This is a genomic window from Nocardia transvalensis, from assembly GCF_015477765.1.
GTDB lineage: Bacteria > Actinomycetota > Actinomycetes > Mycobacteriales > Mycobacteriaceae > Nocardia > Nocardia transvalensis_A.
Genome location: NZ_JADLQQ010000003.1, coordinates 347,667 through 372,884, shown reverse-complemented (window position 1 = coordinate 372,884; position 25,218 = coordinate 347,667). Strand labels below are relative to the sequence as shown.

The 25,218-nt window shown below is 68.0% G+C and carries 24 protein-coding genes; 13 read left to right on the top strand and 11 right to left on the bottom strand.

What is annotated here, in order from left to right; all coding sequences use genetic code 11:
* The first annotated feature begins 78 nt into the window (after positions 1 to 78).
* From IU452_RS09815 to IU452_RS09785, 7 genes are all read left to right on the top strand, one after another.
* Positions 79 to 1,308 (top strand): serine hydrolase domain-containing protein, encoded by a 1,230-nt coding sequence (locus IU452_RS09815; protein WP_416382295.1) that lies wholly within the window; start codon positions 79 to 81, stop codon positions 1,306 to 1,308.
* Between the two features lie 83 nt (positions 1,309 to 1,391).
* Positions 1,392 to 2,738: a cytochrome P450 gene (locus IU452_RS09810; protein ID WP_228817096.1), complete on the top strand. Its 1,347-nt coding sequence runs from the start codon at positions 1,392 to 1,394 to the stop codon at positions 2,736 to 2,738.
* A 309-nt stretch (positions 2,739 to 3,047) separates the two neighbouring features.
* Entirely contained in the window at positions 3,048 to 3,944 is an 897-nt protein-coding gene (locus tag IU452_RS09805; RefSeq protein ID WP_324192527.1) for a L,D-transpeptidase, read from the top strand.
* Positions 3,945 to 4,158: 214 nt separating this feature from the next.
* On the top strand, positions 4,159 to 5,088 hold the full coding sequence (locus IU452_RS09800; protein WP_195108984.1) for a carbohydrate ABC transporter permease: 930 nt from the start codon (positions 4,159 to 4,161) through the stop codon (positions 5,086 to 5,088).
* Positions 5,085 to 5,918 (top strand): carbohydrate ABC transporter permease, encoded by an 834-nt coding sequence (locus tag IU452_RS09795; RefSeq protein ID WP_195108635.1) that lies wholly within the window; start codon positions 5,085 to 5,087, stop codon positions 5,916 to 5,918. Before IU452_RS09800 ends, IU452_RS09795 begins: the two co-directional genes overlap by 4 nt.
* Positions 5,919 to 5,937: 19 nt before the next feature.
* Entirely contained in the window at positions 5,938 to 7,266 is a 1,329-nt protein-coding gene (locus IU452_RS09790; protein ID WP_195108634.1) for an ABC transporter substrate-binding protein, read from the top strand.
* 27 nt (positions 7,267 to 7,293) lie between these two features.
* Positions 7,294 to 8,376 carry an ABC transporter ATP-binding protein gene (locus tag IU452_RS09785; protein WP_195108633.1) on the top strand — a complete coding sequence of 361 codons (1,083 nt, stop codon included), beginning with the start codon at positions 7,294 to 7,296 and terminating at the stop codon, positions 8,374 to 8,376.
* A gap of 1 nt (position 8,377) precedes the next feature.
* Here the strand turns inward: IU452_RS09785 and IU452_RS09780 are convergent, their stop codons facing one another.
* From IU452_RS09780 to IU452_RS09770, 3 genes are all read right to left on the bottom strand, one after another.
* Positions 8,378 to 10,360 (bottom strand): M13 family metallopeptidase, encoded by a 1,983-nt coding sequence (locus IU452_RS09780; protein WP_416382294.1) that lies wholly within the window; start codon positions 10,358 to 10,360, stop codon positions 8,378 to 8,380.
* A 99-nt stretch (positions 10,361 to 10,459) separates the two neighbouring features.
* Complete coding sequence (locus IU452_RS09775) at positions 10,460 to 10,840, bottom strand: DUF397 domain-containing protein (protein ID WP_195108632.1); 381 nt, start codon at positions 10,838 to 10,840, stop codon at positions 10,460 to 10,462.
* A 9-nt stretch (positions 10,841 to 10,849) separates the two neighbouring features.
* Positions 10,850 to 11,701, bottom strand: coding sequence for a helix-turn-helix domain-containing protein (locus IU452_RS09770; RefSeq protein ID WP_195108631.1), 852 nt, complete (start codon positions 11,699 to 11,701; stop codon positions 10,850 to 10,852).
* Positions 11,702 to 11,778: 77 nt separating this feature from the next.
* On the opposite strand from IU452_RS09770, the gene IU452_RS09765 reads away from it, so the two are divergent.
* Complete coding sequence (locus tag IU452_RS09765; RefSeq protein ID WP_195108630.1) at positions 11,779 to 12,273, top strand: hypothetical protein; 495 nt, start codon at positions 11,779 to 11,781, stop codon at positions 12,271 to 12,273.
* Here IU452_RS09765 and IU452_RS09760 read toward each other — a convergent pair.
* Both IU452_RS09760 and IU452_RS09755 read right to left on the bottom strand, forming a co-directional pair.
* A complete protein-coding gene (locus IU452_RS09760) occupies positions 12,251 to 12,742 on the bottom strand; it encodes a DUF4190 domain-containing protein (RefSeq protein WP_195108629.1) in 492 nt (163 codons plus the stop codon). The two genes, IU452_RS09765 and IU452_RS09760, sit on opposite strands and share 23 nt — an antisense overlap.
* Positions 12,743 to 12,799: 57 nt before the next feature.
* Entirely contained in the window at positions 12,800 to 13,585 is a 786-nt protein-coding gene (locus tag IU452_RS09755) for a pirin family protein (protein WP_195108628.1), read from the bottom strand.
* Between the two features lie 275 nt (positions 13,586 to 13,860).
* Here IU452_RS09755 and IU452_RS09750 point away from each other — a divergent pair, with 275 nt between their 5' ends.
* Positions 13,861 to 14,331 (top strand): NUDIX hydrolase, encoded by a 471-nt coding sequence (locus IU452_RS09750; protein ID WP_195108627.1) that lies wholly within the window; start codon positions 13,861 to 13,863, stop codon positions 14,329 to 14,331.
* Position 14,332: 1 nt separating this feature from the next.
* Complete coding sequence (locus IU452_RS09745) at positions 14,333 to 15,661, top strand: MFS transporter (RefSeq protein WP_195108626.1); 1,329 nt, start codon at positions 14,333 to 14,335, stop codon at positions 15,659 to 15,661.
* Here IU452_RS09745 and IU452_RS09740 read toward each other — a convergent pair.
* From IU452_RS09740 to IU452_RS09720, 5 genes are all read right to left on the bottom strand, one after another.
* Positions 15,651 to 15,932 carry a hypothetical protein gene (locus tag IU452_RS09740; protein WP_195108625.1) on the bottom strand — a complete coding sequence of 94 codons (282 nt, stop codon included), beginning with the start codon at positions 15,930 to 15,932 and terminating at the stop codon, positions 15,651 to 15,653. The genes IU452_RS09745 and IU452_RS09740 overlap by 11 nt on opposite strands.
* 43 nt (positions 15,933 to 15,975) lie before the next feature.
* The gene (locus IU452_RS09735) at positions 15,976 to 17,163 is read right to left on the bottom strand and encodes a sulfate/molybdate ABC transporter ATP-binding protein (protein WP_195108624.1); all 1,188 of its coding nucleotides are present in this window, start codon (positions 17,161 to 17,163) and stop codon (positions 15,976 to 15,978) included.
* A complete protein-coding gene (locus tag IU452_RS09730) occupies positions 17,160 to 18,053 on the bottom strand; it encodes an ABC transporter permease (protein WP_195108623.1) in 894 nt (297 codons plus the stop codon). Before IU452_RS09730 ends, IU452_RS09735 begins: the two co-directional genes overlap by 4 nt.
* 86 nt (positions 18,054 to 18,139) lie before the next feature.
* Complete coding sequence (gene modA, locus IU452_RS09725) at positions 18,140 to 18,898, bottom strand: molybdate ABC transporter substrate-binding protein (RefSeq protein WP_195108622.1); 759 nt, start codon at positions 18,896 to 18,898, stop codon at positions 18,140 to 18,142.
* A complete protein-coding gene (locus IU452_RS09720; RefSeq protein WP_195108621.1) occupies positions 18,895 to 19,293 on the bottom strand; it encodes a TOBE domain-containing protein in 399 nt (132 codons plus the stop codon). The genes modA and IU452_RS09720 overlap by 4 nt, the downstream gene beginning before the upstream one ends.
* A 138-nt stretch (positions 19,294 to 19,431) precedes the next feature.
* On the opposite strand from IU452_RS09720, the gene IU452_RS09715 reads away from it, so the two are divergent.
* Positions 19,432 to 20,217: a hypothetical protein gene (locus tag IU452_RS09715; RefSeq protein WP_195108620.1), complete on the top strand. Its 786-nt coding sequence runs from the start codon at positions 19,432 to 19,434 to the stop codon at positions 20,215 to 20,217.
* A gap of 1 nt (position 20,218) precedes the next feature.
* Here the strand turns inward: IU452_RS09715 and IU452_RS09710 are convergent, their stop codons facing one another.
* Positions 20,219 to 21,679: a CCA tRNA nucleotidyltransferase gene (locus IU452_RS09710; RefSeq protein WP_324192526.1), complete on the bottom strand. Its 1,461-nt coding sequence runs from the start codon at positions 21,677 to 21,679 to the stop codon at positions 20,219 to 20,221.
* Between the two features lie 123 nt (positions 21,680 to 21,802).
* On the opposite strand from IU452_RS09710, the gene IU452_RS09705 reads away from it, so the two are divergent.
* Both IU452_RS09705 and IU452_RS09700 read left to right on the top strand, forming a co-directional pair.
* Complete coding sequence (locus tag IU452_RS09705; RefSeq protein WP_195108618.1) at positions 21,803 to 22,381, top strand: NUDIX hydrolase; 579 nt, start codon at positions 21,803 to 21,805, stop codon at positions 22,379 to 22,381.
* A 62-nt stretch (positions 22,382 to 22,443) separates the two neighbouring features.
* A complete protein-coding gene (locus tag IU452_RS09700) occupies positions 22,444 to 24,969 on the top strand; it encodes a DUF6049 family protein (protein WP_195108982.1) in 2,526 nt (841 codons plus the stop codon).
* The last annotated feature ends 249 nt before the right edge of the window (positions 24,970 to 25,218 follow it).

Genomic DNA, 25,218 nt, shown 5'->3' with positions numbered 1-25,218 from the left:
GACCCCTGCCCGCGCACACCCGGGCGGGCCGATATGCAGAGCTGGGCCGCGGCGCAGCGGCGGCAGGAGGTGCGGCACATGAGTGCGGCAAGGCATGTTCCCGAATCACAGACCATGTCCGAATCGCCGACCGGCGCGACACGACAGATGGTGATCGATCCGCGTTTCGTGCCCGTCGTCCACCGCTTCTTCCGGATGTTCGATCGGCCCATTCGCGGTGGCGGGGCCTTCGCGGTGTATCTGCACGGTGAGCCGGTGGTCGACGTGTGGGCCGGATGGGCCGCGCCGGACCGGCGGTGGCGCGAGGACACGGTGGCCCTGAGCTTCTCCACCGGCAAGGGTGTCGCCGCGACCGTGCTGCACCGGCTGGCCGAGCGGGGACTGATCGACTACGAGGCGCCGGTGGCGCGGTACTGGCCGGAATTCGCCGCGCACGGCAAGGACACCATCACCGTCCGCGAGGTGCTGGCCCACCGGTCCGGACTGCACCGGGTGCGCGGCCTGGCCGCCACCTCCGACGGAATTCTCGACTACGACGCCATGGTGGCGGCCCTGGCCGACGCCGAACCGGACCCGCGCCGGCTGCAGGCCTCCGGCTATCACGCCGTCACCTTCGGTTGGTTGGTCGCCGAGATCGTGCAGCGGGTGACCGGCGAGGGCTTCACCGAGGTGCTGCGCCGCGAGATCGCCGAACCGCTGCGGACCGAGGAGTTCTGGTTCCGGGTTCCGGAATCCGAGCGCCATCGCATCGCGCGCACCTTCCCGCGCCTGCGGGTGCCGATCCTGCGCTGGGACACCGCCTCGGCGGTGATCGCCCGCAACCGGGCGCTCGCCGGGGTCGCCGAGGCCGGGATGCCGCTGGGGTTCGATGTGCTGATCAACGATCCGCGCGTGCACGACGCGGTCATGCCCGGCTTCAACGGTGTGTTCTCGGCCCGCGCGCTGGCCCGCATGTACGGGGCCCTCGCCAACGACGGCCGGATCGACGATGTGCAACTGCTGCGGCCGGAAACGATCGCCGTGATCAATCGGGTGCAACGCGCCCCGCGGCGCGATTACGTCCTCGGGGTCCAGGTCCCGTTCACTCTCGGCTACCACCGTCCGCCGCTGGCCACCCGCCGCCCCGCCCGAAGGGCCTTCGGCCACTACGGCGTCGGCGGCTCCGGCGCCTTCGCCGACCCCGAGCTGGGCATGTCGGTCGCCTTCGTCACCAATCGCCTCGGCAACAGGCTCAACACCATCGGCGACGGCCGCCTTGCCCGCCTGGGCGCCCACGCCCGCTCGGTGGTCCTGCGCGACCGGGGATAGCAGAGCGGATTTCGAACCGCGCGGCTGTGTAATTCGTATCTGCGCATATGAGGGTGGGGACGCGAACGGCGGGTGGGCCACGGATGCCGCGGCCGGCGGTGGTCCATGCGTTGTGGGCCGGAATCAATTTCGAACGGTATTTCCGGTGGCGAAGACAGCGCGAGGGTGATCCGTTCTTCGTGCGATTTCCCGCATTCGGAGCGGCATTGTTCACCGGAACGTGTTCGGGCGCAAAGGAACTGTTTCGGGCGCCCGTAGAGCTGCTGGAACCACCGCTGCCGAATCCCATTGAGCCGCTGGTCGGTTCGTCCTCGTTGATTCTGGCGCGGGCGGGGCGACATCGGCGTGACCGGTCGTTGCTGGTGCCCGCATTTCATCGGGATCGAATTCGTCGTTACGGCACGATAATTCGCGATGCGGTGCACGAAGAGCTGGATGGCCTCGGCACGGGACAGCCGTGGCGGATCGGGGCGGAGGTCGATGCCCGCGCCGCGGCGCGGGCGATCACCCTGCGGGTGATCCTGCAGGCGGTGTTCGGGATCGACGACCACGATCGCAGATCGGCCTATTCCGCCGCGGTGGTGGAGTTCCTGAATGCCTTCAGCGGACCGCTCATGCTGGTTCCGATGTTGCGGCGCAGCGCTTTCGGGTATGCGCCGTGGGACCGTTTCCTCGCCGCCCGCGAGCGGCTCGACGCATTGATCACCGAGGAGATCACGGATCGGCGCGCAACCGGAACGACCGGTACGGACATCCTCGGCGCGCTGCTGACCGCCCGATACGACGACGACGACGGCACCACCGTCTCCGACGACGAACTGCGGGAACAGCTGCGCACCCTGCTGGTCGCGGGGCACGAGACCACCGCCACCAGCCTGGTGTGGGCGCTGTATCGACTGCACCGTCACCCCGCAACGCTGCACCGGCTGCGGGCGGAGCTGACCGCGGCCGGTCCCGGCGTCGCACCGGACGAGCTGGTCCGGCTGCCGTATCTGGATGCCGTCAGCCAGGAAACCCTGCGGCTGCATCCGCCGGTGCCGATCGTGCTGCGCCGGCTGACCGGGCCGTTCACGCTGTGCGGGGTCGAACTGGCGGCCGGAGACACGATGGGGGTCGCCACACCGCTGCTGCATTCCGATCCGCAGGTGTGGTCCGTCCCGGCGGCGTTCGCCCCGCACCGCTTCCTCGAACGCCGCTACAGTCCGTTCGAATTCGCCCCGTACGGGGGCGGGCACCGGCGCTGCCCGGGCGCGGCGCTGGCGGACTACGAGTTGCGCATCGCGCTGGGCACCATCCTGAATCGGGCGCATCTGGCCCTGACGCTGCGCTATGCCCGTGGCCGGATACCGCCGTCGGTGCCGCACAACATCGCCACCGGCCCGCATGCCGGGATCACCTTCGATGTCGTTTTCGTCCGATCCCGCAATTAGTGATTTGCATCACAATAAGGTTTGGCGGCGCATCGCCGGCGTTGCCGACCGGTTGCACGGTCTGCTATCCCGACTCGCCGATGCGAACGGCACTTTCACCCCGAGCCGATACCCCCTCGCGGCACCCGTGACATGTCGCACACCGGGGAGTCGGTCTTCATAACTGCCAGAAGGCAATTGGCGCATGTCCGTGCGGGATGTAGTAATGGATTCCGGGTCGGGGCCTATATACAGCGCGGCGTGAGTCACGCGCGAGACCTTCCCGCACGCCGCCTGCGTGCGAAAAGAGGATGGAGAGGACAAACGGCTGTGCGCACCACCACCTGTCGGAATCTGGCCGCGACCTCGCTGGCGGTGATTGCCGCCGCGGCAATTGCCGCAGCCCCCGCCTCGGCGGCCCCACTGTGGCCGGGCGGTCCCGATGTGCCCGGCGCACCCGCCGTGGTGCAGGCCCCACAGCCCGAGCCGGGCGCGGCGCCGGTGAAGAACCCGCCGCCGCTGCCGCAGGCCAACTTCGCCGCGCCCAGCATCAGCCCGTCCGACGGTGACGTCGTCGGGGTCGCGCAGCCGATCATCATCAACTTCAAGGATCCGGTCACCGACCACGAGGCCGCGGAGAAGGCCATCCGGATCACCTCCAGCAACCCGACGCACGGCCACTTCTATTGGCGCGGCGACAAGCAGGTGCGCTGGCGGCCCGAGGAGTTCTGGCCCGCCAACTCCGATATCACCGTCGAGGCGGGCGGCACCAAGGTGGCCTACAAGATCGGCGACGAGGTGATCGCCACCGCCGACGACGACACCCACACCATCACCGTCACCCGCAACGGCGAGGTGATCAAGACGATGCCGACCTCCATGGGCAAGCCCAAGCACGAGACGCCCAACGGCACCTACTACGTGGGTGAGAAGAACCGGAAGATGATCATGGACTCCTCCACCTACGGTGTGCCGATCACCGACAAGGAGGGCTACAAGCTCGAGGTGGAGTACGCCACCCGCCTGTCCAACAGCGGCATCTTCGTTCACTCCGCCCCGTGGTCCGTTGCCCAGCAAGGCGTTTCGAACACCAGCCACGGCTGCCTGAACCTCAGCCCCGAGAACGCCAAGTGGTTCTTCGAGAACTCCCAGAAGGGCGACCCGGTGGTCGTCCAGAACTCCACGGGCACCTTCAGCACCAGCGACGGCATGGGCGACTGGAACTAGAACAAGTAGAGGCCACGCCCCCTCCCTCTGACCAACGGATGGGGCGTGGCCTCTCTCGTTTCGGCGCCGAATCCCTCCTGATCGCCCTAATATTCGGCGCATGTCCGATTTGCCCGTCGATGGTGCCGCCGCGCGGGCCGATGCGCACGGACAGTTCAACGGGTGGGCGTCGCGGATTAACCGTATCTTTGCCCGAAACAGACAAACTGCCGCGGTGCGAGCGCGGCCCGAACGAGTATTGCCCCAGCCCCCGGTGCGGGGGCTGAAGGGGCGGCCCTGGAGCGATTACGCGCTGTTCCTGGTGCTGGTGGTGCCGAATCTGGTGCTGCTCGGGGTGTTCGTGTATCGGCCGCTGGTGGACAACATCCGGCTGTCGTTCACCGACTGGAACATCTCCGAGCCGGTGGCGAGCTACATCGGCGTCGAGAACTACAAGGAGTGGTGGAGCCGCAGCGACTCCTGGCAGGTCGTCGGCAATACCGTCGTCTTCACCCTGGCGGCCGTCGTCGGCAGCATGGTGCTGGGGCTCGCGCTGGCGCTGCTGCTGGATCGGAAGCTGTTCGGCCGCAATGTGGTTCGCTCGTCGGTCTTCGCCCCGTTCGTGATCTCCGGAGCCGCCATCGGGGTGGCCTTCCAGTTCATCTTCGATCCCAGCTTCGGTCTGGTGCAGGACGTGCTGCATCGGCTCGGCGTCGCGAATGTGCCGGATTTCTACCAGAATCCGCACTGGGCGCTGGTCATGGTGACGGTCACCTACATCTGGAAGAACCTCGGCTACGCCTTCGTCATCTATCTGGCCGCGCTGCAAGGGGTTCGGCACGAGCTGCTCGAGGCCGCCGAGATCGACGGCGCGAGCCGCTGGACCACCTTCACCCGGGTGCTGCTACCCCAGCTGCGGCCCACGACGTTCTTCCTGTCGATCACGGTGATGCTGAACTCGCTGCAGGTCTTCGACATCATCAACGTGATGACGCGCGGCGGGCCGCTGGGCACCGGCACCACGACCATGGTCTACCAGGTCTATCTCGAATCCTTCCGCAACTTCCGCGCGGGTTACGGCGCTACGGTCGCGACCATCATGTTCCTGGTGCTGCTGATCGTCACGCTGGTGCAGGTCCGCGTCATGGATCGAGGTGACCGATGACCACACAGCGCGCGGCCACCCTGCTCGGCTACGCCGCCATGGTGTGCGTGCTGATCATCGTCGGGGTGCCGCTGTTCTGGATCCTCATCACCTCGTTCAAGGATCGGCCGGACATCTACACCCAGCCCGCCGTGTGGTGGCCGCACAGCTGGCATCCGGAGAACTACCACCACGCCACAACCACGCTGCCGTTCTGGCAGTTCCTGCGCAATTCGCTGATCATCACCGCGGTCGTCGCCACGGTGAAGTTCATCCTCGGCGTGTTCAGCGCCTACGGGCTGGTGTTCCTGCGCTTTCCCGGGAAGACGATCATCTTCCTGGTCATCATCGCGGCGCTGATGGTGCCCAATCAGATCACCGTCATCTCGAACTACGCGCTGATCGCCCAGCTGGGCTGGCGAAACACCTTCCAGGGCATCATCGTTCCGCTGTGCGGCGTCGCCTTCGGCACCTTCCTGATGCGCAATCACTTCCTGTCGCTGCCGGTCGAGGTGATCGAGGCGGCGCGGATTGACGGCGCCAACTGGTGGCGGCTGCTGACCCGGGTGGTGCTGCCCATGTCCGGGCCGACGATGGTCGCCTTCGCGGTCGTCACGCTGGTCAACGAATGGAACGAATATCTGTGGCCGTTCCTGATGGCCGACGACTCGCGGGTCGCACCGCTGCCGGTGGGCCTGACCCTGTTGCAGAACACCGAGAACCCCAGCGTCACCAACTGGGGACCGGTGATGGCCGGAACCCTGCTCACCATGCTGCCGATCCTGGTGGTGTTCCTGCTCCTGCAGCGCCACATGATCAAGGGCCTCACCTCCGGTGCGGTCAAAGGTTGACCCCGATAAGGAGACTCCTGTGTCCGATGCTCGTTTCCCGTCGCTGTCGCGACGCGGGTTTCTCGGTCTCACCGGTGCCGCCGCGGCAGGCCTCGCGCTGACCGCCTGTGCGGGCACCGGAGGCGGTTCGAAGCAGTCCGGCGACGCGAACACCCTCACCTTCTGGTCCAATCACCCGGGCACCTCCAAGGATCAGGAGACCGAACTGATCAACCGGTTCCAGGCCCAGCATCCGGGCCTGAAGGTCAACCTCATCGATGCCGGACGCAACTACGAGGAGGTGGCGCAGAAGTTCAATGCGGCACTGTCCGGCGGCGAGCTCCCGGACGTCGTTGTGCTGTCGGATGTCTGGTGGTTCAACTACGCCCTGAACGGCTCGATCGAACCGCTCAACGATCACCTGTCCAGCCAGGGCGTGCGGGTCGGCGACTATGTCGACTCCTTCGTCGACGACTACAAGTTCAACGGCAAGATTTGGGCGCTGCCGTACTCCCGCTCGACGCAGATCTTCTACTACAACAAGGATGTGTGGGCCAAGGCCGGGCTGCCGGACCGCGGGCCGGAGAGCTGGCAGGAGTTCGACGAGTGGGGCCCGAAGATCCAGAGCGTGGTCGGCGAGGGTAAATGGGCGCACGGATGGGGCGACGCCAAGAACTATCTGGCGTGGACCTTCCAGGGACCGACCTGGACCTTCGGCGGCGCCTACTCCGATCAGTGGAAGCTGCGGTTCACCGATCCGGCCACCATCGCCGCGGGCAACTACCTGCGCGAGTCGATCAACGCCAAGCGGTACGCGAGCATTCGCCCGCAGGTCGCCGTGGACTTCGGCACCGGCGTCGTGGCCTCGGCCATCGCGTCCACCGGAGATCTCAAGGGTGTCAAGGCCAATGCCGGCGGCAAACTCGACTTCGGCACGGCCTTCCTGCCGCATCCGCACGGCCCGGGCTGCACCACGGGCGGCGCGGGACTGGCGATTCCGGCGCGCATCTCCGATGAGCGCAAGACCAATGCGCTGAAGTTCATCGAGTTCATCACCAACCCGGCCAATACCGCGTACTTCACCCAGGCCACCGGCTACATCCCGGTACGCAAGTCGGCGGCCGAGGATGCCAGCGAGAAGAAGTTCCTGGCCGAGAACCCGAACTTCAAGACCGCACTCGACCAGCTCCCGCTGACCAAGCCGCAGGACTACGCGCGGGTGTTCCTGCCGGGTGCGGACCAGATCATCGGCACCGGGCTCGAGCAGATCGGTTTGCAGAACAAGGATGTCGCGTCGGTGTACGCCGATGTGACCGGTCAGCTGCAGGCGATCTACGACCGCCAGATCGCCCCCAGGCTGCCGAAGTAGCCGGCCGAACGAAGGAGGACCGGCCGCATGGCGACGGTGCAATTCGAGAACGCGACGCACCTGTACCCAGGTGCACCCACACCGGCGGTCGACGATCTGGATATCGAGATAGCCGACGGCGAGTTTCTGGTGCTCGTCGGTCCGTCGGGCTGTGGCAAGTCGACGAGCCTGCGCATGCTGGCCGGACTGGAATCGGTTGAACAGGGCCGCATTCTGATCGGCGGCCGGGATGTGACGGGGCTGCCGCCGCGTGCGCGGGACGTGGCGATGGTGTTCCAGAGCTATGCGCTGTACCCGAATATGACGGTGGCCCAGAATATGGGCTTCGCGCTGCGCAATGCGGGAATGAACAAGGCCGACACCATGGCCCGCGTGCGGGCGGCGGCGCAGATGCTCGAACTCGAGCAGCTGCTCGACCGCAAACCGGCGAAACTGTCCGGCGGACAACGCCAGCGGGTGGCGATGGGGCGCGCGATAGTCCGCCGACCCCAGGTGTTCTGCATGGACGAGCCGCTGTCGAATCTGGACGCGAAGCTGCGGGTGAGCACCCGCGCCCAGATCGCCGCCCTGCAGAAACGCCTGGGCACCACCACGGTCTACGTCACCCACGACCAGGTGGAGGCGATGACCATGGGTGACCGGGTGGCTGTGCTGCGCGACGGCACGCTGCAGCAGATCGCCGGGCCTCGGGAACTGTACGACGACCCGGTGAACATCTTCGTCGCCGGATTCATCGGCTCCCCGGCCATGAACCTGCTCGCGGCCCCGGTCCGCGACGGCGCGGCCGTGCTGAGTGAGCTGCGCATCCCGCTACCGCGCACCCACTCCGGCCGCGACCGCGTCGTCGTCGGCATCCGCCCCGAATCCTGGGAGGCCACCACGGATCCGGGCAATGCCCTCCCGGTCGAGGTGGAGCTGCTCGAGGAACTCGGCGCCGAATCCTTCGTCTACACCCACGGCATCACCGACCACTGGTCCAGCCGCTCCGGCAGGATCGTCGCCCGCGTCGACCGCCGCTTCCGGGTGGCCCTCGGCGACCGGCTCCTACTCACCCCGAAAACCGACGAGGTGTACTTCTTCGACGCGGAAACGGAGGCTCGTCTGCGGTAGGTCACCAGATCCGCACCCGCTCCGAGGGATCCAGGTACAGCCCATCGCCCGGCTCGACACCGAAGGCCTCGTGGAAGGTGTCCAGGTTGCGGACCACGCCGTTGCAGCGAAATTCCGGCGGGGAGTGCGGGTCGACGGCCAGGCGGCGGATGGCCTCCTCCTTGCGGGCCTTGGTGCGCCAGACCTGCGCCCAGCCGAAGAACACCCGCTGCAGGCCGGTGAGGCCGTCGATCACCGGCGGTTCGGCGCCGTCGAGGGCGATCTTGTAGGCCTCCAGCGCGATCGAGAGCCCGCCGAGGTCGCCGATGTTCTCACCGATGGTGAATTCGCCGTTCACCGTGTGGTTGTCGGGCAGATCCTTCGGCGAGAACTGGTTGTACTGCTCGATCAGGGCCTTGGTGCGCTTACCGAATTCGGCGCGATCGGAATCGGTCCACCAGTCGACCATATTGCCGTCGCCGTCGTACTTGGCGCCCTGATCGTCGAAGCCGTGGCCGATCTCGTGGCCGATCACCGCGCCGATGCCGCCGTAGTTGGCCGCGTCGTCGGCATTCATATCGAAGAACGGCGGCTGCAGAATGGCCGCGGGAAATACGATCTCGTTCATCCCCGGGTTGTAGTAGGCGTTGACCGTCTGCGGGGTCATGAACCATTCGCCGCGATCGACCGGGCCGCCCAGTTTGCGCAGGTCCCGATCGTGCTCGGCGGCATAGCCGCGGCGATAGTTGCCGACCAGATCTCCCCGGTCGATCTCGACCGCCGAGTAGTCGCGCCAGGTGTCGGGATAGCCGATCTTCGGCGTGAACTTCTCCAGCTTCGCCAGCGCGGCCTGCCGGGTCTGGGGGCCCATCCAGTCCAGATCACTGATGTTGCGGCGGTAGGCCTCGGTCAGATTGGCCACCAGCTGCTGCATCCGCTCCTTGGCCGCGGGCGGGAAATGCCGCGCCACATACAGTTTGCCGACCGCCTCGCCGAGCAGATCCTGCACCAGCGACACACCGCGCTTCCAGCGCTCCCGATTCTCCTGCGCACCGGTGAGGGTGCGGCCGTAGAAGTCGAAATGCTCCTCGACCAGCGCGGCGGTCAGATACGGTGCGCGCGAACGCAGTACCCGCCAGGTGGCCCAGGCCTGCCAGTCCTCGAGCGATTCCGACGCCCACACCTGCGCGAAGGTCCGCACGTAATCCGGCTGCCGGACCACGATTTCGGCGAACAGTTCCGCACCCGCCCGCTCCACGCCGTCGGCGAGGGCGGAGGTCCAGGCGGTCCAATCGAATTCGGGATTCTGCTCGGCCAGCTCGGCGAAAGTGGTGAGGTTGTAGCTCAATTCGGCATCCCGGCGGCGCACCACATCCCAGTGCCCGGCCGCCAGCTTGCGCTCGAGCTCGAACACCCGCTGCGGGTCGTAGTCGATATCGGCCAGCGCGAACATCCGGCGCATATGTTCGACGTACTTGTCGCGGACTTCGGCGTAATCCTCGCTGCGGTAATAGGATTCGTCGGGCAGGCCGATACCGGACTGGGTGGCGTTCACCAGATACCGCTGGGAATTCTTGTCGTCGGTGTCGACGTAGACCGCGAGCGCCCCGCCGATGCCGACGCGCTGCAGCCGCCCCAGCAGCGCCGCGAACTCGCCGCGGTCGCGCACCGCCCGCACCGCCGCCAATTCCTCCGCGATCGGGGCGAGCCCCGCGGCCTCCACGGCCGCCTCGTCCATGAAGCTGGCGTACAGATCGCCGATCTTGCGCTCGTCGCTCCCCGGTGCCGCATCGGCGGCCGCGGCCTCCTGGATGATCGTCTTGACGTCCAGCTCCGCCTGGTCGTACAGCTTCCGGAAGGCACCGTCGACCGCACGGTCCGCCGGTATCTCGTAACTGTCCAACCATTTGCCGTTGACGTGCGCGAACAGGTCGTCCTGCACCCGCACGGCGTCGTCACGATAGGTCAGTTCGATACCGGAGGGAGTCGTCACATCGGAAGTCACGCTGTCCAGTATGCCGACGGATTCGACATGCTGGGCAGATGCCGGTCGGCGAACCGGCCCCGGGGCGGCAGGCCTCGGGGCGCGGGAGGGGAGGAGGTGCTATGCGGGCAACAGCATGCGGTCGAACTCGCCGTCGCGAGCACCGGCGAGGAAGGCCGCCCATTCGGCGGGGGTGTAGGTGAGCATCACATCGTTGTGCTGCAGGATCGTGCTGCCGTCGGTCGAGGTGTACGCCGTGAGCGGGGTAGACGCTACGGCGCCGTCCAGCACGGCAGCGAGGAAGGACATCCATTCGTTCGCGGTGACGGTGATGACGGGCTCGTCTTCGGGGCGGTGAGCCGGGTTGCGACGGAACTTGCTGTCACGGATGAGCACCGCATCGCCGTCGAACCGGACCTCGACACATTGGTTGCCGTTGTTGGTGCGGGTCGACGTGAACCAGCCGGTAACCTCCGGCCGGTATCTGGCGGTGGTTGGCATGGGCAGATTTTACACGCGGGCGTACTTGCGGATCAGCGCCAATGATTCAGTGCGACTGAGGGATTGGTCGAGTGCACGCACATACGCGAATGCCAGATCGCGAACCTGCTCCGAATTGTCGACCGCGCCCCCGAAGACCGCGCTCTCGACCCAGGCGAAGGTCGGCAGGTTCTGGGTGGCGAAATCCAGCAGGTGGAAGCTCGCACCACCGAGTATTGCGCCCGCGGAGGCGGTGAAGGGGATCACCCGCACCTCCACCGTGTCGAGTTCCTCGATCAGATCGGCCAGATATTCCAGCTGTCCGCGCAACACCTTCGGCCCGCCGATCTGCTGCAGCAGCGTGGCCTCGCCCACCACCGCGGTGAAATCCACCCGATCCGGACCGCGCAACCGGGCTTGGCGTCGCATCCGCACCGCTACCAACTGTTCCACCTGCACCGGCCGGATCATCACGTCCGCGCTGATCAGCGCCCGCGCATAATCCTCGGTCTGCAGCAGGCCGGGGATGACGAGGCTGTCGTAGCTGCGAATACTCTCCGCCCCGTACTCCATCCCGTAGTACCGCTGCAATTCCGGCCCGATCAGGGCCGACGATGCGGCCCACCAACCGCGCTCCTTGCTCGCCGAGAGCAGACCCAGCAGTTCCGCGCGTTCCTCGTCGGGAACATCCAGCAGGTCCAGAACCGGCCCGATGCTGTTGAGAGTGAGCACCCGGCGGCCCTTCTCCACATGCGACCAATTGGCCGGAGTGAAGCCCACCCGTTTGGCGAACGTCGCCGAATCGAAGCCCCGTTGCTCGCGCAATTCACGCAGGCGCAGAACCAATTCCCAGCGGGCGACCGTCGGCGACAGAGGTGCCATGCACCGTCATGCTACCCCGCGACATTCCCCGGCGTGTGACTATTGTCATCCTGATTGCCCGGCGATACGGTCTGGACATGGATACTGCGGCGTCGTACGCCGCCACCCAGGAGGCGCTCGAACGCTGCCGCCGATATCGCAAGGAGAACGCACTCTACGGCGTCGTCGAGCCCAGGCTCGGCCGGATCATGTTGGAGGTCGGGCCGGTAGGCGCGGTGACCATGCCCACCGCGCTGGGCGGGCGCGTCCGCGACCACCTGGCGGCCGTCGGGCGGCGCGGTCCGATCATCGGGCATCCTCGCTCGTCCCGATGGACCTTCCTCACCGGCCACCCCGACCAGGCGCTGCAGGACATGACGGTGGTCGCGGAGCTGATCCAGCTGGGGGCCACGCTCGCCCTGCCGGGCACCCGGATCGTGCTGCCGTCACCGGCCGACGAACGCACCGGCTACCGGGTGTGGATCGATTCGCCCGAGGGCGACTTCCGGCCCGAGTTCGGTGAGGTCGTCACCGTCACCCGGGCCTGTCGATCGGTCCGGTCGAACCGTCCTAGCCCGTCGCGCCGGGGCTGACGGTGACAGTGCCGTTGTTGTCGAGCCTCTGGTTCCAGTCCCGCTCGCACTGATCGATCTTCGCCTGGTCGCCGCCCGCCTTGTTCACGCAGTCGACGAAATCCTTGCCACCGCTGTTGACGAAGATGTTCACGCCGATCACCGTGATCACGATCGAGGCGATCAGACCGACCACGCTCAGCACCAGACCGGCGATCGCCATTCCGCCGCCGCCGGCCGTGCCCTTGCGGACCTTGACCGTGGCGATGATGCCGAAGACCAAGCCCGCCAGGCCCAAGAGGATGCCGCCGATGATCGTCCAGAAGCTCAGCAGCGCGAGGATGCCCAGCACCAGAGCGGTGATGGCCAGGCCCTTGCCCTTGGGCTGCTGCCACTGCGGCTCGCCGGGCGGGGGCGGGTATGCACCCGGCGGCGGGGGTGGGTACTGACCGGGCGGGGGATACTGGCCGGGAGGCGGGTTCTCCGTCATGGCTGTCCTCTCGTTCGCCCCGGGGTCGATATGCCGGGTTCGGTACGCTTGTGAATGTTATTGCGCGCCGAGCCGTGCGTGCATCTCCCACACCAAAATTTCCGAGGGCAGTTCGGCCCGGATCCGCTGGCCGCCGCTGCGGGTCAGCCGGACGGCATCGCCCTCGTACAGGGTTCCCACCCCTTCCATCTCGACCTCGCCGCGGGCGACGAACAGGTGCAGGAAGAGCGCCTCGGGCAGTTCCACCGGCGCGCCCGCGCCCGGCATCCGGGCCACGTGCAGGGCGGAGTGGCTGCTGTTGATGGTGATCGCGGTCCGGTCGCGATAGCGCGGCAGGCCCGAGGCCACCGTGATCAGCCCGCCACCGGCCAATTCGTCGTCGACCTCGAGCTGCTGATAGCCCGGGGTCAGGCCGGGCTCGTCGGGGACCACCCACATCTGCACGAAATGCACCGGCTCGGTGTGTTCGGTAGTACCGCCCTGTTCCGGCGTCAAACGCCAGGAATCGTTCTTTTCCGAGTGCAGAATTCCGGTGCCCGCACTCATCCGCTGGGCCAGGCCGGGATAGATGACACCGCTGTGCCCCAGCGAATCCTGATGTACCAGCGAACCGCTCAGCACCCAGGTGACAATCTCCATATCGCGATGGGGATGGGTGTCGAAACCCTGACCGGGAGAGACAATGTCCTCGTTATTCACGAGCAACAGGCCGTGATGGGTGTTTTCGGGATCGTAGTGCTCGCCGAACGAGAACGAATGCTTCGAATCCAGCCACGCCACACGGGTTTTCATGCGGTCGCCGCCACGATGAACATCGATGTGAGGTGTCGTGAGTGTGGACACCGTGGTCCTCCTCTCGGGGCGAGCACCGATCACCTTTCAGGGTAGGAGTCCTTCCCGCACCACACCCTGAATTCCTAGTAAATTCTAGCGTGGAGCGATACCGACTCCGGGCGCGGTGACCGCGGTCGCGCCCGCGATGGGCTCCGGGTCGCCCGAGCGACGGTGGCAAATGCTCGGCGCTCGACTCGGACCCGCCCGCGTACGGCGCGACACGCCGCGCGGACGCGCCGACCGTAACATGATGTGCCGCAACCGAAATCGGAGGTGAACCGCTGATGCGACCCGAAGTGCTCGCGGGCATCGAGCGTAAACTCCGGCAGCAGGCGGGCAGCGAGGGTATCGATCACTTCGTGGTGGGCGTCGCCGTGTTCCGAAACCGTAAACTGCTGGTGGTGCGGCGTGTCGCCGAGGACTGGGGCGGCGGCCTGTACGAACTTCCCGGCGGCGGTGTGGAATCCGGTGAGTCGTTCGCCGACTGCGTCGAGCGGGAGCTGTTCGAGGAGACGGGACTGCGGGTGCGGCGCATCCTCGACGTGGTGGGCGGCTTCGACTACGCCACCCGCACCAAGTCGCGGGTGCGCAAATACAGTTTCATCGTGGAGGTGGAGCCGGGTGAGGTCTCGCTGGCGCCGGGGGAGCACGACGAGTTCCGCTGGATAGACGCCGAGACGCTGGCGGAGCTGCCCATGGCGCCCGATATGCGGGAGACGGTATACGCGCTGGTGACCGCGAAGTCAGAGCACTGATATGGCCCACGGAGGGCGCGCCACCCGGCGCGCGGCCCTGGTGGCCGTCGTGCGCAGCCCGGACCTGCTGCGGCTGGCGCTGGTGCGGTTCGCCGGTCAATTCGGCGACGGCATGTTCCAGGCCGCGCTCTCGGGCGCGATTCTGTTCAATCCCGAACGGGCCACCGACCCGCTCGCCATCGCGGGCGGGTTCACCGTGCTGTTGTTGCCGTACTCGGTGATCGGCCCGTATGCCGGGGCGCTGCTGGACCGCTGGGACCGGCGGACCGTACTCCTGGTCGCCAATCTGCTGCGCGCGGTGCTCATCGCGACGACCGCCGCGGGGCTGCTGGGCGGGATCGAGGACACCCCGCTGCTGTTGCTGGCGTTGGCCGTCGTCGGGATCAGCCGATTCGTGCTGGCCGGGGTGTCGGCGTCGCTGCCGCGGGTGCTGAAGCAGGCATGGCTGGTGCCGATGAATTCGGTGCTGGCGACGGTGGCCTCCGGATGTGCCGGGGCGGGTGCCGCGATCGCGGTGGCCATCATCGGCGCGATCGGATCCGGCGATCTCGCCTCGGCCGTGGCGGTGGCCGCCAGTGCCTCCGGATCGGTGATCGGGGCGCTGGCCGCGACACGGTTCGCCGCCCGGCGGCTCGGGCCGGAGCCGGGTGAGGCGTCGGCGGTGAGTTCGCTGCGTGCCATCCTCTCCGGCCTGCGCACGGGTGCCCGCGCGGTGTGGGCCTCGCGGGAATGCACCACCGCCATGATCGGTATCGGGGTGCATCGCATCGTCTTCGGCGCCAATACCCTGCTGATGGTGCTGGTGTTGCGGCGCGGTCCGGCCGACGGTGTGTCGCTGAGCAGCGGGCTGATCGGATTCGGGGTGGCGATCACGGCGGTCGCATCCGGAATGCTGGCCGCGGCCGTCGTCGCACCGCTGCTGATTCCGCGGCTGGGGCGGCCGCGCACGGTGGTCGTGGGTCTGCTGACCGCGATCGCGGTGCAGTTGGTGCTGGTCTCGCCGATCACCGTGGCGACCGGCGAGGCCGAGCGACGCGCCCATCACCTGTTGCTGATCGGTGCCTTCCTGATCGGATTGGCCGGGCAGACCATCAAGCTGACCGGTGACGCCACCATGCAGATCGATATCGACGATTCCCGGCGCGGTCAGGTGTTCGCCCTGCAGGACACCGTCTTCAACATCACCTTCGTGCTGGCGATCGCGGCGACGGCGATGGTGATTCCCATCGACGGCCGCTCGCTGCCGGTGGTGCTCGCCGGTGCCGGAATCTACGGACTGGGGATCATGGCCGTCGCGGCCAACACCCGGCGCCGCATCGTCACTCGCTGACCGGTTCCCCCAGCGGCGCGTTCCACACGCCCAGGCCGTGGGGATCGGTGAAGTAGTGGTCGAGGATCCCGTCGTCGTCGAGGTCGAGCGCGGCCACGTCGGCGGTGCCGTCGCCGTCGCAATCCCACAGGGCGTCGTCGGCCAGCCAGTCCCCGTCGAAATCGAGTCCGACCGCATCGTTCGTGCCGCGCCCCGACAGGTCCAGATCCCCAGGCGACGACCAGGTGCAGGTACTCCCGTCCCCGATACCGAAGACGTACTCGATGGCCATACCGATTCGACGCAGCCGCCGCCGGCCAGGTTCCTCCTCGTTGTCAGCAGGGATACACCTGCACCTCGGTGGCCTTCACCGAGAAGTACACATCCATCCCCGCCGCCAACCCGAGTTCGGCCACCGCCGCGGCAGTCAGATCCGCCACCACCCCCGACGCACCGTCCGCCCGATCCACCCCTTGCACCCGAATCACCCCACCGCGGTCGGTAAGTTCAGCGATCCGCACACGAAACACATTGCGTGGACTCCCCACCGGGTGATCCCGATACACCGCGACAGCAGCGGGCGAAAAGACCGCAGCCGCCCGCACCCCCTCCACCCAATCCCCCTCACATCGCCCGTGCACCACATCGCCCCCGCACCGCACGGCCCCCATAACCATCGGGGGGCATCCGGTTGCCGCCGGTTGCTCTATGTCATTGCTGGTTTCGGGGGATGGGTGGGGCGACGGGACGGGGGCGACGGAGGTGCCGATCAGCAGGTTTACTCCGGCGATGCGGGCGGAGAAGGTACTGCGGGGGCGGGACAGGACCGCGGCCACCGGGCCCTGTTCCACGATGTGGCCCGATTCCAGGACTATCACTCGGTCGGCCAGGGTGAGGGCGTCGACGATGTCGTGGGTGATGAGAATGGCGCTGGGGCCGGGGGGGTTTCGATCCGGTGCTCGCAGTACCCGGCGCAGCAGGGTTCGCATCGCCGGTGCCGTCGCCACGTCGAGGGCGGCCATCGGCTCGTCCAGCAGCACCACCTCCGGTTCGACAGCCAAGGCGCGGGCCAACGCCACCCGCTGCGCCTGCCCGCCCGACAGTTCGGCGGGCCGGCGATCGGCCAGCGCGACCGCATCCACCGCCCGCAACCACTGGTCCGCAACGGCAGCCGCGTGACGACCGCGCACGCCTCGACTCCGCGGTCCGAACGCCACATTCGCCGCCACCGACAGATGCGGGAACAACAGCGGATCCTGCGCCAGCATCGAGACGCCGCGCCGATGTGGCGGTACGGCCACGCCCCGCGCGACATGGGTGAGCGTGCGACCGCCCGAACGCACCCACCCGTCGTCCGGGCGGAGCAATCCCGCGACGATCTCCAACAGGGTCGACTTGCCCGCCCCGTTGGGCCCGAGCACGGCCAGCACCTCACCGGGTGCGACCGTCAGCTCGACGTCGAGCCCCCGCTCGGCCACCCTGGCCGAAATCTCCAGCCCTGCCTTCAGCCGCGCTGTGCTCATCCGAGTTCTCCCGGCTCCGCAGCCCGCCGAATCCGGCTGGCCCCGCCCCAGCGCCAGAGGCCACCGGCCCATTCGCGGCCCTCGGCGACGCCGACGCGGCGATAGGCGACCAGCACGATCAGCACCGCGATCAGGACCAGCAGCAGCGACAGGGCCACCGCCGCGGCGGGATCGTTCTCGCGCTGCAGGTAGATCTCCAGCGGCAGGGTTCGGGTGCGGCCCTGCAGGCTGCCCGCGAAGGTGAGGGTGGCGCCGAATTCGCCCAGCGCGCGGGCGAACGACAACACGGCCCCGGAAACCAGGGCGGGACGCAACAGCGGCACGGTGATTCGCCACCACACCGTCGTGGGCGCGGCGCCGAGGGTGGCCGCGATGCGTTCGTAACGATCGCCGGCGGTGCGCATCGCACCCTCGAGAGTGATCACCAGGAACGGCAGTGCCACGAAGGCCTGGGCGAGCACGACGGCGGTGGTACTGAACGCGATCCGGATACCGGCCGCCTCCAGCTGCCGTCCCACCAGACCGTAGCGCCCGAACAGATACAACAGCGCCAGACCACCCACCACGGGTGGTAATACCAAGGGCAGCAACACCATTGCCCGCAACAGCGGCAGCACCCGCCACCGCACCCGCGCGAGAACCACCGCCATCGGCACCCCCAGCAGCACGCACAACACCGTGCTCGCCAGCGCGGTGCGCAGACTCAGCGACAACGCATCCCGCGACGCCTGCGTGGTGACCAACGCAAAGAAGTGCGACCAATCCACCGCTCCGGTCAAGGCCAGCAGCGGTCCCGCCACGAATGCGAACCCGGCCGCCGCGGGCAGGAGCAGCCACGGCGGCACCGCTAGCCCAGGTCCCCGTATCAGCGCACGGAGCCCTCGGATCACTGAATTCGATTCGGGCGGGCCGATTTCCGGCCCAGTCGGGTGGACCGGTCTCCGCCCACGGTCATCGGTGCGTGCGACACCGGTCGTCACGGCGCGCCGAATCCTGCCTTCGACAGCGCCGCGCGGCCGTCGGGACCGATGACCATGGCCTCGAATTCGTGGGCCAGATCGGCGTGCTTCGAATCGGCCACGGTCGCAATGGGATAGGTGTTGACCGCACCCGCCGACTCGGGGAAGGCGACGGTGGTGACCTTGTCACCGGCGCCCGCCGCATCGGTCACATAGACCAGACCGGCATCCGCTTCGCCGGAGATCACCTTCGTCAGGACATCGGTCACCGCGGATTCCTCGCTCACGGGTGTGATCGACACGTGCGCGGCAGTGGCCACCTTCTTGGTCGCCGCACCGCACGGCACCTGCGGCGCACACACCACCAACCGCAATCCGGGCCGGGTCAGATCCGCCAGCGTCGCAACGTGATTCGGATTGCCGGGCGGGGTGACGATGGTGAGGACATTGGTGGCGAAGTTCTCCGGCCGCTCGGTGATCCGGCCGCCCTCGACGGCCTTGTCCATATTGACGGTGTCGGCCGAGGCGAAGACATCGGCCGGTGCGCCCTGGTTCAGTTGCGCGGCCAGATCCGACGAACCGGCGAAGGAGAAGGCGACCTTGGTGCCGGGATGGGCCGATTCGAACTTGGTGCCGAGGTCGGCGAAGACATGATTGAGCGAGGCCGCTGCGAAGACGGTGAGAGTGGTGTCACCGGAATCGGAGGAGCCGCAGCCCGCCGCGGCCACCATCGCCGCGCCGGCCAGCACGGCGGCTCGGCGTGCGAGGCGAGTCATGGCGCGGCGGTCTCGACGACCACGGTGGTCGCCTTCACGCTCGCGACCGCCACGCTGCCCGGCTCCAACCCGAGCGCCCGTACCGATTCGCTGCTCATCAACGACACCACCGTGAACGGCCCGCATTGCATCTCCACCTGTGCCATCACCCCGTCGACCACCACGCGGGTGACCAGCCCGGGAAACCGATTGCGTGCCGAACTGGCACTGCCCAGCCGGGTCTGCGGGGTACGCGCGTGGTCGGCGGCCAGCGCGGCGAGGTCGCCGCCGTCGATGACCAGCCGTCCCGCCGCATCCTTGTGCGCCGCGAGGGCGCCGGTATCGATCCACCGCCGCACCGTGTCGTCGCTGACACCGAGCAGTTCGGCGGCATCACGTATCCGCAAGCTGGGCACGGCCAGAGCATAGGACCGCATTATCGGATCGACAACGTCGGAACCTCCGAATCTGCGGCAGTATCGCCGGTCCGATCCGTAGAACCCCCCAATTACCGGCTGGAAAGTCCGGCACCGGCCAGTACGCTCGAAACAATCATGGCCACCTACTTCGACCCCAAGTCCTGGTCGCCGTTGCGTGCGGTCGACTTCGGGAAGTGGAGCACCTTCACCACCGCATGGCTGGATCCGGTGGCCGATCTGGGTGCGGGCACCGTCACCGCGCTGCTGCCGGATGTGCTGATGACGCTGCTCAGTGAGGGGATTCTGAGCCAGTTCGGCGGTCGACAGGTGAATGCGACGCTGCTCGGCCATGCCATGACGGCCACACTGACCTCGCTGAAGGTCCGTCGGCGCGGCGCCCACTTCCAGACCGAAACGGTGCTGACCGACCTGCTGTGGAACGGTCACCCGATCGAGGAGATGACCGTCGTCGCGCACGGCGTGCGGCTGATTCCGGGTGTGCCGACGAAGGTGCGCACCGCCAACCTCGACATCACCGGCACGGTCACCACCTCGGCCGTGTGCGGCTGGCTGAACGACTGGCAGCTCGACTGGCGCCTCGGAGTCGACGACAGCGGGCTGATCGAGGCCCGGCACCGCCGCCGAAGACTCGGCGCCCTGGTGGACGCGGCCATCGGGGACAACCTGGTCACCGTCGCGGTCCACCGGGCCAGCTGGTCGAAAATCCCCCTGCCCCGCCGCTGGGTCCGAGTCCCCCCGATCCCGCTGACCGACCTACCGAAGAACACCCGCATCGAGCGCGCCGACCGCCACGGCGACCGAATCCACTTCCGCATCTCCATCCCCGAGATCACGGGTTCGATCGACCTCGCCCAAATCCGCTCCGCCATCGTCGCGGGCACCACTTTGATCGTCTTTTGATCTACGGGGCGCCGGCGTTCCACCATTCCAGGAGGGCGGCTTCGGCTTCTTCGCGGGTGAGGGGGCCGCGGTCCAGGCGTAGTTCCTTGAGGTAGCGCCAGGCGCGGCCGACCTGGGGGCCGGGCTCGAGGCCCAGGAGTTCCATGATGGCGTTGCCGTCCAGGTCGGGGCGGACGCGGGCGAGGTCCTCCTGCTCCTGGATCCGGGCGATGCGGGCTTCCAGGTCGTCGTAGGTGGACTGCAGTTGGGCGGCGCGGCGCTTGTTGCGGGTGGTGCAGTCGGCGCGGACCAGTTTGTGCAGTCGCGGCAGCAGGTCACCGGCGTCGGTGACATAGCGGCGAACCGCGGAATCGGTCCACTGGCCTTTCCCGTAGCCGTGGAAGCGCAGGTGCAGATACACCAGCCGGGCCACGTCCTCGGTGAACTGCTTCGGATACTTCAAGGCGCGCATGCGCTTTCGCACCATCTTGGCGCCGACGACCTCGTGGTGGTGGAAGCTCACCCCGCCGCCGGGCTCGTTGCGCTTGGTCGGCGGCTTGCCGATGTCGTGCAGCAGCGCCGCCCAGCGCAACACCAGATCCGGGTCGCCCTCCTCCTGATCGATGGCCTGCCGCAACACGGTCAGCGAATGCTGATAGACGTCCTTGTGCTGATGATGCTCGTCGATCTCCAATTTCATCGCCGGGACCTCCGGCAGCACCCGTTCGGCCAGGCCGGTGTCGCACATGATGTCGATGCCCTCGGTCGGATGCTCACCGGCGATGAGCTTGTCCAGCTCGGTCCGGACCCGCTCGGCGGTGATCCGAGTGATCTCGTCGGCCATGGCCACGATCGCCGCGCGTACCCGCGGCGCCAGCCCGAAGCCCAGCTGCGAGACGAAACGCGCGGCGCGCAGCATGCGCAACGGATCGTCGTTGAACGAATCCTCCGGCGCCGCAGGCGTATCCAGCACGCCCGCCAGCAGTGCGTCCATCCCGTGCAGCGGGTCGACGAATTCGAGCGAACCGTCGGCGCCTACGCGCACGGCCATGGCGTTGACCGTGAAATCGCGCCGGACCAGATCGCCGTCGAGGTTGTCGCCGAAGGTCACCTCCGGATTCCGCGAGACCCGGTCGTAGGTGTCGCTGCGGAAGGTGGTGATCTCCAGCTGCCACCCGGCCTTCGAGGCGCTGACCGTGCCGAAGGCCAAGCCCCCGGTGTCCCAGAGATTGTCGACCCAGCCGCGCAGGATCTGCTGCACCTGCTCGGGGCGCGCATCGGTGGTGAAGTCCAGATCCGTCCCGAGCCGGCCCAGCACCGCATCGCGCACACTGCCGCCCACCAGGTACAACTCGTGCCCCCGGGCGGCGAACAGCTCACCGAGCGGGGTCAACACATCGGACAGCCGCCCCAGCGTGATCTGCGCGGCGGCCAGCAAGCGGGTACGGCGGTCCGCGGCCGGAAGCAGGTGGGAATCGGACACTGCTACATCCTCGGACTTCGGCGCAACCACGGACATGCAGCTTAGTGGGTCACGGGTGGGTGGTTGCGCCGCGCCGGAGCCTGGTCGGGAAGCCGTGCCCTGCAACACAGCTAAACTGACGCAGTGTCTCCGGCCGATCGCGCGAACAGTCGACGCCGCCAGCCCCGGCGCCGCGGTTCGGCCGGGAGCCCGGCTGGCAGCCTCGAAAACAAGGGTGGCAGCCCCAAGAACAAGAGCAAACCACGCATGCGCACGGTGCGCGAGACCTCCGCGGGCGGTCTGGTCGTCGACGGGCTCGACGGCCCGCGCGAGAAGCGGTGCGCCGCCCTGATCGGGCGCACCGACCGCCGGGGACGGCTGCTGTGGTCGCTGCCGAAGGGGCATATCGAAGACGGTGAGACGGCCGAACAGACGGCCGTCCGCGAGGTCGCCGAGGAAACCGGTATCCACGGCCTGGTCGTGGCCGAACTGGGCAGTATCGATTACTGGTTCGTCACCGACGGCCGCCGGGTACACAAGACCGTGCATCACTATCTGATGCGCTCGGTGGGCGGGGAACTGTCCGATGCCGACGTCGAGGTGACCAAGGTCGCCTGGGTGCCGCTGAGCGAACTGGATTCGCGCCTGGCCTACGCCGACGAACGCAGGCTCGCCGAGGTCGCCAATCGCCTGATCGACCGGATGGAGAACGGCAGACAATGACGCGTGCGGGGCGGAGGGTGCGGGTGTCCCGCCGGACACGCGATCGGCAGCACTGGGTGCGGATGCTCATCGCATTCGCACTGGCCGTGCTGTCCGGACCGTGGGCGCTGGCCGCCGTTCCGGCCACCGCGCAGCCCACGGACACCAACGACTCGCCGTCGTCACCCACCTTCCTCAAGCTCACCCTCGACTCCGTGACGCCGAATACGGTGACCACCACCAGCGATCCGGTGCTGGTCGTCGCCGGCACCGTCACCAATATCGGCGACCGGCCCGTCGAGGACATCAGCGTGCGCATCCAGCGCGCGGCGGCCATCGCCGATCCGAGCGGGCTGCGCTCGACGCTGCTGCTGGACCAGGTCAACTACGACGTCACGGGACCTTTCCAGAACGTCGCCGAGCGGCTCTCGCCCGGCCAGCGCCAGCAGTTCACGCTGCGCATCGGCATCCGGCCCGGCACCCACACCAGCGGCACGACGACCGTCACGTCCTCGCTCGGCATCACCGATCCCGGCGTCTATCCGCTGTTGCTGAACGTCAACGGCGAACCCGCCTACGGCAAACAGGCCCGCCTCGACGACGCCCGATTCCTGCTGCCGGTGCTCGGCCTGCCCGGTTCGTCCTCTGGATCGGAATCCAGAAGCGCCGAGACGCAGCCGGTTCCGGCGTCCCCCGAGGCACCGGTGGCCGTCACGACGATCTGGCCGCTGGCCGACCGCCCCCGTTTGGCGGCCGGGACGACCGGGCCGCTGGCCGGTCAGGCGCTGCTGACCGACGACGAGCTGGCCGGTGAGCTGGCCACCGGCGGCCGGCTCGACCAACTGCTCGCGGCCCTGGAGTCGGTGGTCCGCCCGGATACCGGACGGGAGCCCACCCGCACCGCACTGGCCGGTTCGGTCTGCCTGGCCATCGATCCGGATCTGCTGCTCACGGTGTCGGAGATGACCCAGGGCTACAAGGTGCTGGCCAGCCCCTCGGATCCGGACGGCGCGACCCGCGATGGAGCCGGTGTCCACGCCGCCAAGGCGTGGCTGGACCGGCTGCGCACGCTGGCACCGTCGGTCTGCACCGTGGCCTTACCGTTCGCGCAGGTCGACGTCTCCGCACTGGCCGCCGTCCACGATCCGGAACTGACCGCCCGCGCGATCGACGCGCCCGCCGACATCGTGGACTCGATCCTGTCCATCAAATCGGTGCGCGGGGTCGCCCTGCCCGATTCCGGCGGGATCGATATCGACGGCGCATCCCTGCTGGCCGGGCACGGCTATACCACCGCGGTGCTCGCCGACAACGCCGTCGCTCCCACCGATTCGCTCAGCGCGGCAACCGGATCCGCACGCACCGGCGGTGGCACCGTGCGCGCGAGCGCGGCCGTGGCCACCGGGACCGATTCGGCCACTCCGGAAATGGTGCGGCTGCCGGGCATCACCGCGCCGGTGAAGCCGCCCGCCCTGCCCCAGCCCGATGCCGGATTGAAGGTCGCGACCTTCGACATCTGGTCGGCCACCGCACTCGCGGCGGTCGGCTCGAATCCGCCGACACCGTCGTTCACCCCCGACCGGGTCCGGTACGAGGTGACCAACGACTCCCGGGCGGCCCGGTTGCAGGACGCGCTCGGCGCGATCTCCTGGACGGCGCTGAATCCGCAGTCGAATCAGCCGCGCTCGATGCTGCTGATGCCGCCGCAGCGGTGGAGCGCCAACCGCGACGAGGCGACAGCGCTGCTGAGCCAGCTCGAGCTGCTGATCCGCAACGGCCTGGCGACCCCGCGCCCATTCGCGGATCTGCTCGCGGTGCCGCCGGATCCGCGCCCGTTCGACGTGAACTACCGCTCGGATACGGCCGATACCGCGGTGCCCGACCATTTCTTCGCGCCCATCCGCGACCAGCAGCGGCGCATCGCCGACCTGATGCAGGCGCTGGTCGAGGTCCCACAGCAGGAACCGACGCCGCGGTCGTACCTCGAGCCGTTGCGCGACGATCTGGTGAGAGTGCTCACGCTGTCCGATCGCACCAGCACCGGAACCCAGGCCGACACCGTGGCACAGCGCCGGCTCAATCAGACCACTCAGACCCTCGACACGCTGTATCGCAAGGTCACCGTGCTGCCGCCGGGTGGGGTCTACACGCTGGCCTCGGAGAAGAGCCCGCTGCTATTGGTGGCCCGCAACAATCTGCCGGTGGCGATCCGGATCCGGTTCAAGGTCGACGCACCCCCCGAGACGAACATCACCGATATCGGCGACCAAGTGCTGCCTGCCGAGGGCACCCGCTCGTTCCAGATCCCGACGGAGGTCACCGCCAGCCGCAACCTGGCGATTCCGATCTCCATTACCACACCGGACGGAATCCCGCTCGGCAATGTCGCGTCGGTGTCGGTGCGGTCCAACGCTTACGGTCAAGCGTTGGCGATAATTACCGCATGTGCCGGTGCACTGCTGCTCCTGCTCGCCGGTCGCCGCCTGTGGCGCCGGTTCCGGGGGCAGCCCGATCCGGCCGACGAGGGGTTGGACCCGGGGACGCGCCGCAGGGTGAATCGGTACCTGCGGGCGCGGCGCCGGGTCCTGCAGCGACAGGAGGCACCATGAGCGGCGATCACGGCGCGTGTTCGGCCGGCACCGCTGGGCGCAGCCCGTCGCAGCGGGCGAGCGGGCTCGTGCACATCGCTGTTCCCGCGCCCCTGCCGACCGGGTCGGCACGGGGGGCGCGGTGAACGAATACGACGGTCCCCGGTCCCCCGGGCCGGGCGAGGAAAGACCGCGGCGCGCACCCGCCGCTCCCTGGGAGCGCGGGGCGCGACGACCCGCACCGCCGCAGCAGCCCGACGAACCACCGAG